Here is a 15,288-nt window from a genome sequence, read left to right on the forward strand (position 1 = left end):
CCGGCGTGGTTTATTTTTCTCCCTTGCTACTAGGAGGATGGTCGATATTGTTCATAAAAGTCTCCAAATAAACTGCCATACTGACAGCGCGAGCATAGTAACAAAACTTAGGCAAAAAAACAGTCAATTTGAAGTCAAAAAGCCTAACATTTGAGATGGTTATAACTCTGCATCTAAATATAAAAAAAGCGCCTAAAAGGCGCTTCAATTCAAAGTATTGTCAATTAGTTGATGGTAACACGTGCAAACTTGCGTTTACCAACTTGGAACACATAAGTGCCCGCTTCTGGGGCAAACTTAGAGTCTGCCACTTTTTCACCATCAATCTTCGCAGCACCTTGCTTAACCATGCGCATCGCTTCTGAAGTCGAGGCACATAAGCCCGCTTCCTTCAGTAGGTTGCTGACTGGAAGACCCGCATCAAACGCAAATTCTGGCATTTCATCAGGGATCTGGTTTTTAGCAAAACGATTAACGAACTCTTGCTCTGCCGCATCAGCATCAGCTTCACTATGGAAACGCGCGATGATCTCTTTCGCTAAGGCGACTTTCACATCTCGTGGGTTCTTGCCAGATTCTACACTTGCCTTGAGCTCAGCAATTTCCTCTAGCGGGCGGAATGAAAGCAACTCATAGTAATTCCACATTAGGTCATCCGAGATCGACATGATCTTACCGAACATTTCGCTAGGCGCTTCGCTAATACCAATGTAGTTGTGCGCTGACTTAGACATTTTCTTCTCGCCATCTAGACCAACAAGAAGTGGCATCGTCAGAACAACTTGTGGCTTCTGACCATGTGCTTTTTGCAGTTCACGGCCCATTAGCAGGTTGAACTTTTGGTCCGTACCACCAAGCTCAACGTCCGTTTCCATTGCCACCGAGTCATAGCCTTGTAGGAGTGGATACATAAACTCGTGGATAGCAATCGGCTGGCCGCCTGAGTAACGCTTTTTGAAGTCATCACGCTCAAGCATACGAGCAACAGTCTGGTTGGCAGCAAGACGAATCATGCCTTCTGCACCTAACTCAGAAAGCCACTCAGAGTTGAATTGAATCTTCGTCTTTGCTGGGTCAAGAATCTTAAACACCTGCTCTTTATACGTTTCTGCGTTACGCAGTACGTCTTCACGAGTCAATGGTGGACGAGTTGTGTTTTTACCCGTTGGGTCACCAACCATGCCAGTGAAGTCACCGATTAGGAATGTCACATCATGACCTAGCTCTTGGAAAGCACGCAGTTTGTTTAGGATAACTGTGTGGCCTAGGTGGATGTCCGGTGCAGTTGGATCGGCACCTAATTTGATGCGAAGAGGACGCCCCTCTTTCAATTTAGCAATCAGTTCTTCTTCTGGAATTAGTTCGTCAACACCGCGCTTAATCTCGGCTAGTGCAGCTTCAATGCTCGCCATTCTTGTTCACTCCCACAGATTTGGCAAAAATTTAATAGTTTGCCATATTACTTGAATAGCGATGCTTTTTGAAACCAGTTAGACTAAACAGCTAGGCTTTTTTACTTAATTTTTTAGAACGAACAATAAAATGTTGTCTATTTTCGCTCGGCTTCCATGGATGCACCGTGCCCTTATCGCTCTTTTTAGCGCTATTATCGTCATCGCCTTGTTTTTGCCCGAGCCTGAAGACTTACGCCAAGATGAGCGCCAATATCAAATTGGCAAAGCGTACCCACTCTCAATCGACCCAACGGCACTCACGTTAGAAACGCGCCGATCCAATCTTGCAGTGCTGCGTTGGGATAAACATACTGTCGGTTCAGGAGACAGTATGGCGTTGCTATTCCAACGCGCGGGTTTGTCGTCTCGCCTACTGTATCAACTCACATCAACCAGCAAAGAAATCGCCAATCAGTTAACTAAGGTTCGTCCTGGAGATTCATTTTTGTTTGGGTTTGACGGCGATAATGAACTTGTTCAAATCAAACGCCAACTTAGCGCATACGAAACCTTCTTAATAACCAAATCAAGTGATGGATTCACCTCAAGCATTGATAAGAAGGAAGTTCACTACCAATATAACTACGCTAGCAATGTCATTACTTCTAACTTTTGGAACGCTGGGGTTGGTGCAGGGCTAACTGCAAACCAAATCATGGAGCTGGCGGGGATTTTTGGCTGGGATATCGATTTTGCGTTAGATATTCGTAAAAATGATTCGTTTGAAATCCTTTATCAAGAGAAAGTAGTCGAGGGTGAAGTGGTTGGCCGAGGCAAGATCATGGCCGCTATTTTTACCAACCAAGGCGATACATTTAAAGCCATCTTAGATGACAAAACGGGGAACTACTACGACGAAAATGGTCGAGCAATGAAGAAGGCCTTTTTACGCTCACCACTCGACTTTCGCCGCGTAACATCCAACTTTAACCCGACACGTCGTCATCCAGTGACAGGTAAGGTTCGTGCTCATAGAGGCACCGACTATGCAGCGCCTGTTGGTACGCCTATTTGGGCGGCTGGCGATGGTACCGTTTTAAAATCTAGCTACAATCAGTTCAACGGTAACTACGTGTTTATCAAACACAGTAATACGTACATTACCAAGTACCTTCATTTGACCAAACGAACGGTAAAAACAGGTCAAAGGGTCAAGCAAGGGCAAACCATAGGTACCTTGGGTGGCACAGGTCGTGTAACCGGTCCGCACCTACACTATGAGTTCTTGGTCAATGGGGTGCATAAAAACCCTAGAACGGTGAAGCTACCACAATCCAAATCATTGACGGGTAAAGCAAAAACAACCTTCATTGCCAATGCCGAGTTAAGGTTAGCGAAACTAGAGCGTTACAGTAAGCTACTGGCAACGGAGTAAAAATAACAAAGCCCCGCACACTCGCGGGGCTTTGTTTTTATCTTGCTTATTTCGCTTCAATTACCGTATTGGCCTCATCTTCCACCTTGTGCTCACGCCCTAACATCAATAGACATGGCGTTAAAACTAGGGTTAATACCGTCGCAAATGCCAAGCCTCCCGCCACAGCCGTCGCGAGTTGGGACCACCATTGGGTACTTGGCGCACCAAATTCTATCTTTTGGTTAACCAGGTCAATATTCATCTCAAGTACCATAGGCAACAGGCCAAGAATGGTCGTCACCGTAGTTAGCATCACAGGTCGTAAACGCTGCACACCAGTTCTCAAAATCGCATCTCGCTTGTCTAGCCCTCGGCGACGCAATTGGTTGTAGGTATCAATTAAGACGATGTTGTTGTTGACCACAATCCCCGCAAGAGCAATCACACCGATGCCCGACATAATAATGCCAAACGGTTTTTGGAATACCAATAAACCAACAAACACCCCAACTGTCGAAAACAGAACTGCCGAAAGAATAAGAAACGCTTGGTAGAAACTATTAAACTGAGTAATCAGAATAAGCGCCATAACCACTAAAGCAACCAAGAACGCATTTTGCAGAAACGCCGACGAGTTTTCTTGCTCTTCATTCTGACCTCGAATCTTAAATTCCACGCCATCAGGCAGATCTAACTTGGCAAGCTCTTGCTCAACCTTCGGCAGCTCAAGTGCCAAGTTATACCCCTCTTTGATATCAGCAAAAATGTTGAGCACGCGATGACCATCAATACGGCGAATCGTATCTTGCTTATGGTCAGGCACAATACTGGCAAAGTTGGTGATGGGTACCATGCCTGCGGCTGTTTTGACTTTAAGCTGATCGAAACGGCCGATATCACGCTTGTCTTCTGGGTAACGCACCAAGATATCTACCTCTTCGGTTGAATCATCTGGCAAGTAATCCCCTAACTTCAAACCATTGGTGACAAACTGGACCGTGTTGCCCACTAACGTCGCGTCCGCAGCAAAACGAGCAGCATCATCACGACGAATGTCGATTTGCCAATCTATCCCCGCTTTACTCGAGTTATCACTGATATTGGTAAATGCGGCATAAGAGTCCGCCCAGTGACGCACCCGTTTCGCGGCAATATCTAACTCACCAGGAACGCGCGTAGACATTTCAATCACGAGATCATGTTCAACTGGCGGCCCTGCATCTGGGAACTTGTATTCTATTTCGACACCTGCATATTGGTCGGTTGTAAGCTTCAATTCGTCAATGATGGTTTTGACTTTACGTCGATATTGCCAATCCACAGGAGTGATCTGTATTTGACCAATTTGATCATCCCCTCCGGTGCGAGTGTAGACGCTTTCAAATTCATCGTGACCAAGCATTACCGACTCAATATCACGCATAATGACGTCTTTCTCATGGATAGAGAGATCGCCATAAGAACGAACTTTTACCGTGAAGAATGGCGGGTCTACCTCTGGGAAAAACTCCGCGCCTAACCCCGCTTTTGCATAAGTAAAACCAACCGCGATGGCGAGCAATATTGCACTCAACAAAATCTTGAACGGATGTCGTATCGCGATATCTAGGGTATGGAAGTAAAGTTTCGTTATCCCAGTCGCTTTGGTGTAGTCGCCATCATGCAGTGCGAGCATTTTTTCGCGCTGTTGACGCGTGACATTTTGCGGTTTACCAATCAAGCTGCCTAGAACAGGGACAAACAACAACGCCATCGCAAGGGATGCGGCCAATGTAGCAATCAGCGTCAGCGGCAAATACTTCATAAATTCGCCTGTGATGTCCGGCCAAAAGAGCAAGGGCGCAAAAGCCGCTAGTGTTGTCGCAGTGGAAGCGGTGATCGGCCAAGCCATTCGTTTCGCCGCGTCTCGGTACGCCTCTCGCCTTGGCGTGCCTTCTTGCATTCGCCTATCGGCAAACTCCGTCACAACAATCGCACCATCCACCAGCATACCAACAGCCATAATCAGCGAGAAAAGCACGATAATATTGACCGTCAAACCAAACACGGACAGCACTAAAAGCCCCGTCAAGAATGAGCCCGGAATGGAGATACCCACCAAAAGCGCCGTGCGGACACCCAATATCGCGATAATGACGATCACAACCAAAATGATCGCAGACAGGATATTGTTTTGCAGATCGTTAAGCATCATCTTAACGTCATCAGATTGATCCCACGTGTATTTAACCAATAAGTTACTTGGCCAATCTTCTCGCTCCTGAGCGCCCTGCATAACAGCTTTAATAAGCTCCACCGTCTCGATGATATTTTCACCGGACCGCTTTTTAACATCCAGCACTACCGCCGACTTACCATCTAAACGGGCAAAGCTCTCTGGGTCACGAAACGCTCGGCGCACCGTGGCCACATCGCCAAAAGTAATGACTTGTTTGCCGTCCACTTTGACGGGCAACTCTAAGACATCTTTTAATGAATCGAAAACAGATGGGACTTTGACAGAAAAACGTCCATAACCGGTATCCACAAAACCCGCTGCGACAACGCGGTTATTAAGGGCAATTAAGTTATAGATATCAGCTTGATCAAGACCGTAGCTCTCCATGAGCAATGGATCGACAATGATCTCAACAATATCTTCTCGATCCCCAGCGATATCCACTTCTAAGACTTGACGATAGCCCTCAAGCTTATCACGCAGTTCTCGGGCAATTTGAACTATGGTTCGCTCTGGGACCGTACCGTAGAGAACAACGGTTAACGCGGGCTCTTCCGATGCAAGAGTGACTTCATTAACGGTAGGTTCATCACTATCTGCAGGCAGTTTAGGTTTAGCCAGATCAACCGCCTCACGGACATCGGCCATCGCTTTGTTAAGGTCAACGCCAACACTAAACTCAAGCATCACAGACGCGTGTCCTTCAGATGCTGTTGAGGTCATCTCTTTGACACCTTCAATCGATCTTAGCTCTTGTTCAATGGGGCGAACCAGTAATCTCTCTGCATCCGTTGGGGAAATACCTTGGTGACCAACCGATACGTAGATAATCGGAATGGTAATGTCTGGGCTCGATTCTTTGGGAATCGTAATATAGGTTAACACGCCGGCGATCAGAACAAAGACGAGTAACACCAACATAGTCCGCGTGCGCGACAAGGCCGCATCAATTAATGCAAACATAACGACCTCCTAGTTACAACGATTGTTCAACGGCAATGACGCGATCACCTTCGCGAACAAAACCTTGTCCTGTGGTGATGATCTTCACCTGTTCACCAAGTCCAGTCAGCCAAACCCCATCTTGTTCTGCCTTCACGAGTTGGATAGGGACAAAATGGACGGTTTCTTCAACAAGAGTTTTTACACCTAGATTGCCAGAATCGTCCAGCGCTAACATGGCAGGCGTGAGTTTAATCGCTAGCTTTTCTTTGAGATTCAGTTCTACTTCCGCACTGATCCCGGCAGGGATACGCTGGTCAGGATTGGAGAGCACAATTTCAATCGGAAACGTATTGGTCGATGGTGAAGAGACTCGAGAAATGTAACGCACTTGGCCTTCCGTATTCTCACCCGCAATAAAGCGAACCCGAGCGCTTTGCCCAAGCGTTAAATCTTGAATATGTCGCTCACTGACATCCGCTTCAATGATGATTTGACTCAGGTCGATCAACGATGCAACAGGATCGCCCACGCCAACAAAGTCACCACGCTCAATAAATAGGTGTTCGACAATTCCGGAAAAAGGAGCGGTTACTGAGGTGTTTCGCAACGCAATTTTTGCATTACTTACCATTGCTTTGGCTTCTACGAGTGCCGCTTGAGCATTGGTATAGGCAACCTCACCTTGTAACCCTCTATCTTTTAAAGATTTGGCTGCGTTAAACTCTTTCTCGCGCACTTTGAGCATTGCTCTGGCGCGCTCTAGTTGAATATCAAGATCGCCTTTGTCTATCAATGCAATCACTTGGCCTTGTTCGACACTTTGCCCTTTTTCCACTTTTAGCTGGATGATTTTACCGGCAATCTCAGCGCCTAACTTAGCCTCTTTATTCGGTGCAGTGCGCCCATACAATTCGATAGATTTATACGTTTTTTGAGCATTGAAGGTTTGAAAAGCGACTTTGGCAAGCGGCACTTCTTGTGATGATTTCTCTGGACCTGATTCTTCGGCCTTTATCGCGCCTAAGCCAAGCCAAAACGAAAGGATCAGAACGATGATTATAGAGACGATATAGGGACGAGCAGCAATAAAGCGGGTAAATGAGAAACTAGCCATAACAATCCTTTGTTTTTATTTTCACCATCAGGGGCGTTCAAATCAGGATATAAAGTAACCAGTTAAAAATAAATTACACTTGGACAGTAATTTAGCTTAGATCTCAGTTTCTGGATTAATAACTCAATTAAAAAAGGCTGCAGATGCAGCCTTTAGAAAACGCAAGTCAATAACAGCTTAAACGCTGAATGAAGCTCCACAACCACAAGTGGTCGTCGCATTGGGATTATTAACAAAGAAACGTGAACCCTCTAGCCCTTCGGTGTAATCAACTTGACCGCCAACTAAGTATTGCAGGCTCATCGGATCAACCACTAGGGTAACTCCGCTATTAACGATCGTGGTGTCACCTTCATTGACACTCTCATCAAATGTAAATCCGTACTGAAAACCGCTACAACCGCCACCAGTAATATAAACTCGCAGTTTTAAGTTTGGGTTTTCTTCTTCAGCAATCAACGCCCCCACACGCTTAGCGGCGGCATCTGAAAATGTTAGTGGTATGTTTACTTCGCTCACGATGACCTCTCTCAGTGGTGAATTTCCAGAGCGCATCTTCTGCCACTATCTGGAACATCATCTTTAGTATTAATACCGGGATTATCTAATACCTGAGTGAAGCGTTCAAGTATTCGCCACATGGGAAGCGTTTTTTTAGCCAAATTACCTGCTATTTGGTGTCAAAGTGCTCAGAATGTGCTGCAAAGCGTTTTATTGAACGGGAATCGACAGGTACAATGCGAGCCAAATTGGTCCGAGCAATCAAAAGAGGATATCCCATGACCAAATCAGCAGACTTATTCGAGAAAGCACAGCAAACCATTCCTGGCGGTGTCAACTCTCCAGTGCGTGCTTTTAACGGCGTTGGCGGCGCTCCAATTTTTGTCGAGCGCGCAGATGGCCCTCTTATTTTCGATGCTGATGGTAAAGCGTATATCGACTACGTTGGTTCTTGGGGACCAATGATTCTCGGTCATAACCATGCGGTCATCCGTGAAGCCGTGATTGATGCCGCTCAGCGTGGCCTTAGCTTTGGCGCACCGACTGAAATGGAAATTGCGATGGCTGAGCTTGTGTCTGAGCTAGTACCGTCAATGGAGCAAATCCGCATGGTGAGCTCTGGTACAGAAGCGACCATGAGTGCGATTCGTCTTGCTCGTGGCTTCACTGGTCGAGACAAAATCATGAAATTCGAAGGCTGTTACCACGGCCATGCCGACAGCTTGCTAGTAAAAGCGGGGTCTGGAGCCCTAACACTAGGTCAACCAAGCTCTCCGGGTGTACCTGCAGATTTTGCTAAACACACACTTACCGCTACTTTCAACGACCAAGATTCGGTGCGTGAGCTGTTTGCGGCTAACAAAGGCGAGATCGCATGTATCATCGTTGAACCGGTTGCTGGCAACATGAACTGTATCCCTCCTGTAGAAGGCTTCCATGAAGGTTTACGTCAAATCTGTGATGAAGAAGGTGCACTGCTGATCTTTGATGAAGTCATGACGGGCTTTCGCGTTGCATTAGGCGGTGCTCAAGGTTACTACAACATCAAGCCAGACCTAACAACACTCGGTAAGGTCATTGGTGGCGGTATGCCTGTTGGCGCCTTTGGCGGTCGCAAAGAAGTGATGCAATATATTGCACCAACTGGTCCAGTATACCAAGCAGGTACACTATCAGGTAACCCGGTCGCTATGGCTGCTGGTTTTGCTTGTCTGAACCTTCTAAAAGAAGAAGGCAACGAAAAGCGTCTTGCTTCTAAAACGAAACAGCTGGCTGACGGTTTTAAAGAGCTAGCCGATAACCATGGTATCCCACTGGTGGTTAACCAAGTTGGTGGCATGTTCGGTTTCTTCTTTACCGACCAAGAAACCATTACCAGTTACGAAGACGTGACTAAGTGTGATATCGAACGCTTTAAGCGCTTCTTCCACCTGATGCTAGACCACGGTGTTTATCTGGCACCTTCTGCTTTCGAAGCAAGTTTTACGTCTCTTGCACATGGCAGCAAAGAGATTGAAGCAACATTAGAAGCCGCAGATCGCTGTTTTGCTATTCTAGCGAAAGAAGCGTAGTCGCAATAAGCAAATTATGAAGGCTGCGTTTTGCAGCCTTTTTTATTGCCAGTGAACAACAACCAGCACAATTAAGCCGAGTAAAACGATGCGAAACCAAGGAATCACCCGCCTCGCTTTTTGCTGCTTTTCACAACCTTTATCATTGTTACAGCACCCCATAGTTTGACTCACCTCTGATACTCATTTGATTCTTCGTTGATAACTGTCTGTTTTAAAGCCATTATACTGATACAACGTCAAACCTTTGGACAAAATCGTGTCAGATAAAGTGAAAATCACCTCCAGCCATTGGGTTCTCATTACCGCTCTTTTGGCTGCTGGTTTTGCCTGTTTTCTATTGGTCGAACCGTATATCAACTCTATCGTTATGGCATTCATTATCTCTCTACTCATGTTTCCTATTCATGAGTGGATCGAAAAGAAGCTACCAAACCATCCTAATATCTCGTCCTTACTCTCATGTGTGGTTTTAACCTTCATTATTGTTGTGCCACTTTTGTTTGTGTTTGCCGCAATCGTGCAGCAAGGCTCGGCTTTTTCGCAAAATGTGTACCAATGGGTTACGCATGGTGGAATCCAAACCCTCTTTGAACACCCTTGGGTGGTAAAAGGTCTATCGTTGGTCAACACCTACTTGCCATTTGATACCGTTGAACCACAAGAAATTGCCCAAAAAGTTGGCCAATTCGCCACGACATTCGGCAGTAACCTCGTCGGTATCAGTGCAAAAATTTTGGGCGATGCAACCAACTTCTTGATGGATTTTTTCTTGATGTTGTTCGTTCTTTTCTTCTTGCTCCGCGACCACGATAAGATCATCAGCGCCATTCGTCATATCTTGCCACTCTCTCGAAGCCAAGAAGACAAGCTGCTTGATGAAGTTGAGCAAGTGTCAAAGTCGGCCGTGATGGGTTCATTTTTAACCGCTATCGCGCAGGGTATTGCGGGGGGGATCGGGATGTGGCTAGCCGGTTTCCCAGGACTATTCTGGGGCACCATGATGGGCTTTGCGTCTTTCATCCCTGTGGTCGGGACCGCTCTAATTTGGATCCCTGCAACTGTCTACCTCTATTTAACCGGTGATAGCACTTGGGCAATCTTCCTTGCCATTTGGAGCATTGCCATCGTAGGCTCAATCGATAATCTACTTCGCCCGCTACTGATGCAGGGCAGCGGTAATGCAGGCATGAGCACCCTAATGATCTTCTTCTCACTGTTGGGCGGCTTACATTTATTTGGCTTAATCGGCCTTATCTATGGCCCTTTGATCTTCGCTGTCACCATGGTTTTGTTCAATATCTACGAGGAAGAGTTCAAAGACTTCCTCGACCGACAAGATCAAAACTAACCGCTACCAGTTGGTATCAACGGGGGATTATGCGAAAATCCCCCGTCTTTAATTCTTGGTAGAGTCCCTCTATGTCTGCTTATATCGCACCGAGTCAAATCGCAGAGCGCCAACTTGCTTACTTTGCAGGAAAGCACGTGCTTGTCGCTGGCGAAGCCGAAGATCTGTTTCCTGTCGAACTGGCCAAACATTGTGAATCCGTGAGTGTATTCACCACTAACTATGGTTACTACCGCCAGCTCGAACCATACGATCATATTACTCGTGTATTTGGTGCAGAGTTTACTCAAGAGACTCAAGCCGACATGGTGCTGCTTTATTGGCCAAAAGCAAAAGCAGAAGCAGATTACCTGCTCGCAATGCTGATGGCTAAACTTGGCACTGAAACAGAAATCGTCGTAGTCGGAGAAAACCGCTCTGGAATAAAAAGCATTGAAAAGATGTTTAAGCCTTATGGTCCGATAACCAAGTTTGATTCCGCGCGTCGATGCTCATTCTATTGGGGAAAATGCACTGAGCTGGTAAAACCGTTTGTGATGTCTGACTGGTTCAAGAGCTACCAAGTCAGCTACAAAGCGCACGACTTAACCATAAAAAGTCTACCTGGTGTATTTAGTCATGGCCAATTCGATGTGGGCAGTCAATTGCTCTTGGATACTTTGCCAGCGTTGACAGGAAAGGTGCTAGATTTCGGTTGTGGCGCCGGTGTGATTGGTTCAGTAATGGCGACACTTAACCCAGAGATCGAGCTCGAAATGTGTGACATCAGCGCGCTCGCGGTTGAGTCGAGTAAAGCGACCTTAGCGGCAAACCAACTATCAGGTAAGGTGTTTGCCTCGGACGTGTATTCAGATACCAGCGATGACTATCAGTTTATCGTTAGTAATCCGCCTTTTCATGCAGGTCTGGACACTAGCTACAGTGCAACCGAAACCTTACTCGCGACAGCGCCGAAACAACAAACGAAACAAGGTGAGCTCTTTATCGTTGCCAACAGTTTCTTGAAATACCCGCCCATTATTGAACAAGCGTATGGTAATTGCGAGACGCTAAATAAGACCAACAAGTTCACTATTTACCACGCCCAAAAATAGTCTCTAAGACCCAGTTACTCGACCATAACTGGGGCTTTTATAAATAATTACCGATAAATTTGCGCCTTTCTCCACGCTTTAAATGCGACTTACTTGTCAAAGTAAAAAAACTCGTTAATTTTGTCAGATTAGGAATCAACGTTTTTCACTTTGCTCTTCAGGCAGCATGGTCCCTGCACACCTAGACCCTTCTCTGCTTGAGAGCCGCATTGCCACGGAAAGTCTATTTTCATCATGTTTAAGTTGTATCGCAAACAAAGATTCAAGCGTCTTCAGAATACGCTGATGTTCGCGTTTCTTGCGCTAAGCATTACGCCACTGACTATTACAGCTATCTTTTTCTTACAATCTCACACCACCGATCTACAAGAGCAGAGCACGTCGCACCTTGTCTCTGTGCGCGATAGCAAGCAGCAACAAGTGGTGGATTACCTGTATGCTAAAGAATCCGAGGTGATGGGCTTTGTACGCTCAGAGCTTGCGTATGCCAGTGGCGGACGTTTTTACGGATTAGTCAATGCCTTCCAAAGCTTGGGGCTAGATATTGAAAGTGCGCGCGAATATGCACAAAAGCGTTACATTCAAGGATCTGGCGATCAAATCAAAACGTCTATTCTGCCTCAATCAAACATTTTCAACGGAACAGAACGTTATCGTCTACTGCACAAACGCTACCACTGGGCGTATCTAGAGCTTTTGAAGCGCTCCGATTTTGACGATATTCTGTTGGTCGATAGAGATGGTAATGTCACCTATTCAATCTTCAAATATGACAATTTCGGTACTAACCTACTTACTGGGCGCTATAAGGATGCCAATTTAGGTCAATCATTTAAGAAGTTGCGTGATTTGGTTACAGAAAAACGCAAAGCGAATGAAGACTTCACCCCAGTATTGATTTCCGACTTCACTCAAGAACAAGGAAAGTCGGTTGCTTGGTTGGGAGCACCGATTATTCAGCAAGGATATTTGCACAGCTACGCGATGTTCCGATTGCCTAACAATGGCATCACCAAACTGATTTCAGACACCAACAATATTGCCTCAATGAAGACGTTATTGGTGGGACCTGATTACCAGTCACGAACATTGGCTTATCAAAAAGAAGATATCGAATTAAGTAACGAAGTTGTCACTCTCGCACTGAACGGCTTAACCAACGTTGGAACTTATACCAACACTGCCGGCGAAGAAACCATCGCGGCATACAGCCCAGTATCGCTAAAAGGCATTGATTGGGCATTGGTTGTTGAAGTACCAGAAAGTGTCGCGTTTGCGCGTGTTCACCAGCTCGAAAAACTGTTTGTTGCTGCCATGCTGATTGCGATAGTACTCGTAGTCATGGCGTCTCACTACCTATCCAACTTTATCACTTCCCCATTGCTCAAATTGACGTGGGCTGCAGAAAAAGTCTCAGCTGGAGATATGGATGCAGACATGATCAACATGGAAAGAAAAGATGAAATAGGACGTTTGGCTGTAAGCTTTGAACGGATGCAACGTTCCATTCGTGAAAAAATTCAATTGATCAAACAGCAAAATGAAGAGCTAGAGAGCAACTTACAACTTATCCAAAAACAGAATGATGAGTTGCAGTTAGCCAACAAACTGAAAGATGAGTTTCTCGCCACAACCTCTCATGAGCTGCGTACACCACTGCACGGGATGGTTGGGATCGCTGAAGCACTCATTTCAGGCGCTAATGGCCCCATTACCGCCGATCACAAGTACCAGCTCGATATTATCATCAGCAGCGGACAACGCTTGGCGACCCTCGTCGATGACTTACTCGACTATCATAAAATGCGTTATGGCAACTTAGATATCGAAACCAGCGCGGTCGATCTATCTGGATCAACCCGCTTGGTACTTGAGCTCTCTTCTCATCTGCTTGGCAACAAGCCACTGCGCATTATCAATCAAGTGCCAGAAGAACCGGTTTGGGTGAGTGCAGACCCTCAGCGTCTTGAGCAAGTCCTGTACAACCTGATTGGCAATGCGATCAAATACACTTCAGAAGGGAAAATTGTTATTTCCGCGACTGTGGTTGACAACAACATTCGTGTTCAAGTTGTCGATACTGGTCAGGGTATTCCCGCAGACCAGCTCGACCACATCTTTGAGCCGCTTATTCAAGCAGGCAACGATGCCAGTCGCTACCGACAAGGTGCTGGCCTTGGGCTATCGATTAGCAGACAACTCATTGAGCTAATGAAAGGCTCTTTGTATGTGAGCAGTCAACCAATGGTTGGAACCACGTTTAGCTTTACGCTTCCGATAGCAACAGAAGAACAAATTGCTTCAGCGAGTCAATTCGACAGCCCACATTTCCAAGCACCAGAAAGCACAGACATTGAACTTGCCGAGGTAACCAACGTGCCAGTGACCCCTGATGGACCACTATTACTGGTTGTCGACGATGAACCTGTCAACTTACGGGTCTTGGATAGTTTCCTCAGATTAGAAGGTTACCGTGTTCAAACAGCCAAAGATGGTTTAGAAGCCTTCGAAAAACTGGAAGCAGAGAAACCGGAGCTGGTATTACTCGATATTATGATGCCAGGCATGAGTGGCTATCAAGTGTGTGAGAAACTCCGCCAAGATTACGATCACGCACAGCTGCCTGTCATTATGCTAACCGCGCTAAATCAGGCCGACGACCGTCTTCGTGGCTTCGAGGCGGGCGCGAACGACTATTTGTCTAAGCCGTTCAATAAACAGGAGCTAGCCGCTCGTATTCGCGCGCACCTAACCGCGAGTAAAGCCGAACAGCGCAGGATTGAAAACCAACAGTTACAACTAGAACTCAAACAGCGTGCTCTAGTCGAAGCGAGTCTGCTTGAAACACAAGGGCGACTTCTCGAACAGCTTGAAACTGCGCCAGAAGCCATTATTTGTGTTCGTGAGGACAACAAAATACGTTTTGCCAACGAGGCAGCTTCAAAACTGTTCAAGCGTTCGACGGAGCAACTCAAGCGTTCATCGGCCGAAGAGCTTATCGCACCGAAATTCCTCAATATCACTCAGGATCACTACTGCGGAACCATAGACGTGTATGTTGAAGATGTTAGACAGCACCTTTCCACAGACATTCTCAAGCTGCCAGAAGGCTCTGGACTGCGCTCCATTTATATATTTAATGTCGGTGGAAGCATCAATGCCAGTCGAATCAATAACCTTGAAACGGCGATTGAAGCCCTATCAAGCTATGCTTTCGATGGTGATAAAGCCAAGCTGCAAGAGCTCAAAGAGCTCGGTGGCGAGTTCACTCGTCTCGCGGATAAGGTTTCTTCAGACAGCAAACCCAAACAAGAGGTGATGCGTGAAATATTGGTCGATGCAATGACTAACGCACTGGAGTACTGGGAAAGCGTTACAGGAGAAACCAAGTTTGCCTTTGCAGAGAAGAGCGGTTTGTGGCGCGTTTATCTTGACCGGAGTACGCTTCAGACTCGAACGCTTGATAAATACTTGCGTATAGAAACCCTACCCAAAACGCCTCGTTGGAGAACGGTATTGAGCTCTCTAGACTACATTCTGGAACACTGCAACGAACAAAGCCCACAGCGCGCTCATATTGAAGGGCTGCGCAATAAGTTACAACACTTACTGACGAGTTAACCTAGCGATACACATAAGATTAAAGCCTGCACTTAGCAGGCTTTTTTGTTGCTAGTAACCGT

9 protein-coding genes are annotated in these 15,288 nt (G+C 46.3%); 5 read left to right on the forward strand and 4 right to left on the reverse strand.

Translation table 11 applies throughout. From position 1 onward, the window contains the following. Nucleotides 1–224 precede the first annotated feature (224 nt). Nucleotides 225–1,412, reverse strand: a complete 1,188-nt coding sequence (tyrS, locus tag OH458_RS17015; RefSeq protein ID WP_269979215.1) for a tyrosine--tRNA ligase — start codon at nt 1,410–1,412, stop codon at nt 225–227. Nucleotides 1,413–1,542: 130 nt separating this feature from the next. Between tyrS and OH458_RS17020 the strand changes: the two genes are divergently transcribed. Beyond that, nucleotides 1,543–2,829 carry a peptidoglycan DD-metalloendopeptidase family protein gene (locus tag OH458_RS17020; protein ID WP_038191271.1) on the forward strand — a complete coding sequence of 429 codons (1,287 nt, stop codon included), beginning with the start codon at nt 1,543–1,545 and terminating at the stop codon, nt 2,827–2,829. A 46-nt stretch (nt 2,830–2,875) separates the two neighbouring features. On the opposite strand, the gene OH458_RS17025 is transcribed toward OH458_RS17020, so the two are convergent. The 3 genes from OH458_RS17025 to erpA all read right to left on the reverse strand — a co-directional run bounded on the left by OH458_RS17025 (nt 2,876) and on the right by erpA (nt 7,607). Further along, on the reverse strand, nt 2,876–5,992 hold the full coding sequence (locus OH458_RS17025) for an efflux RND transporter permease subunit (protein WP_269979216.1): 3,117 nt from the start codon (nt 5,990–5,992) through the stop codon (nt 2,876–2,878). Nucleotides 5,993–6,005: 13 nt separating this feature from the next. Beyond that, nucleotides 6,006–7,088 (reverse strand): efflux RND transporter periplasmic adaptor subunit, encoded by a 1,083-nt coding sequence (locus OH458_RS17030; protein WP_269979217.1) that lies wholly within the window; start codon nt 7,086–7,088, stop codon nt 6,006–6,008. Nucleotides 7,089–7,265: 177 nt separating this feature from the next. After that, the gene (gene erpA / locus OH458_RS17035; RefSeq protein WP_038137912.1) at nt 7,266–7,607 is read right to left on the reverse strand and encodes an iron-sulfur cluster insertion protein ErpA; all 342 of its coding nucleotides are present in this window, start codon (nt 7,605–7,607) and stop codon (nt 7,266–7,268) included. Between the two features lie 260 nt (nt 7,608–7,867). Here erpA and hemL point away from each other — a divergent pair, with 260 nt between their 5' ends. The 4 genes from hemL to OH458_RS17055 all read left to right on the forward strand — a co-directional run bounded on the left by hemL (nt 7,868) and on the right by OH458_RS17055 (nt 15,226). Beyond that, on the forward strand, nt 7,868–9,160 hold the full coding sequence (gene hemL, locus OH458_RS17040) for a glutamate-1-semialdehyde 2,1-aminomutase (protein ID WP_269979218.1): 1,293 nt from the start codon (nt 7,868–7,870) through the stop codon (nt 9,158–9,160). Nucleotides 9,161–9,419: 259 nt separating this feature from the next. Then, complete coding sequence (locus OH458_RS17045; RefSeq protein ID WP_038137559.1) at nt 9,420–10,511, forward strand: AI-2E family transporter; 1,092 nt, start codon at nt 9,420–9,422, stop codon at nt 10,509–10,511. A gap of 71 nt (nt 10,512–10,582) precedes the next feature. Continuing rightward, nucleotides 10,583–11,605 (forward strand): 16S rRNA (guanine(1207)-N(2))-methyltransferase RsmC, encoded by a 1,023-nt coding sequence (gene rsmC, locus OH458_RS17050; protein WP_269979219.1) that lies wholly within the window; start codon nt 10,583–10,585, stop codon nt 11,603–11,605. Between the two features lie 234 nt (nt 11,606–11,839). Further along, complete coding sequence (locus OH458_RS17055) at nt 11,840–15,226, forward strand: response regulator (RefSeq protein ID WP_269979220.1); 3,387 nt, start codon at nt 11,840–11,842, stop codon at nt 15,224–15,226. Nucleotides 15,227–15,288: the final 62 nt, after the last annotated feature.

Origin of the sequence: Vibrio sp. MarTm2, from assembly GCF_027587055.1 — a bacterium.
Lineage (GTDB): Bacteria > Pseudomonadota > Gammaproteobacteria > Enterobacterales > Vibrionaceae > Vibrio > Vibrio sinaloensis_D.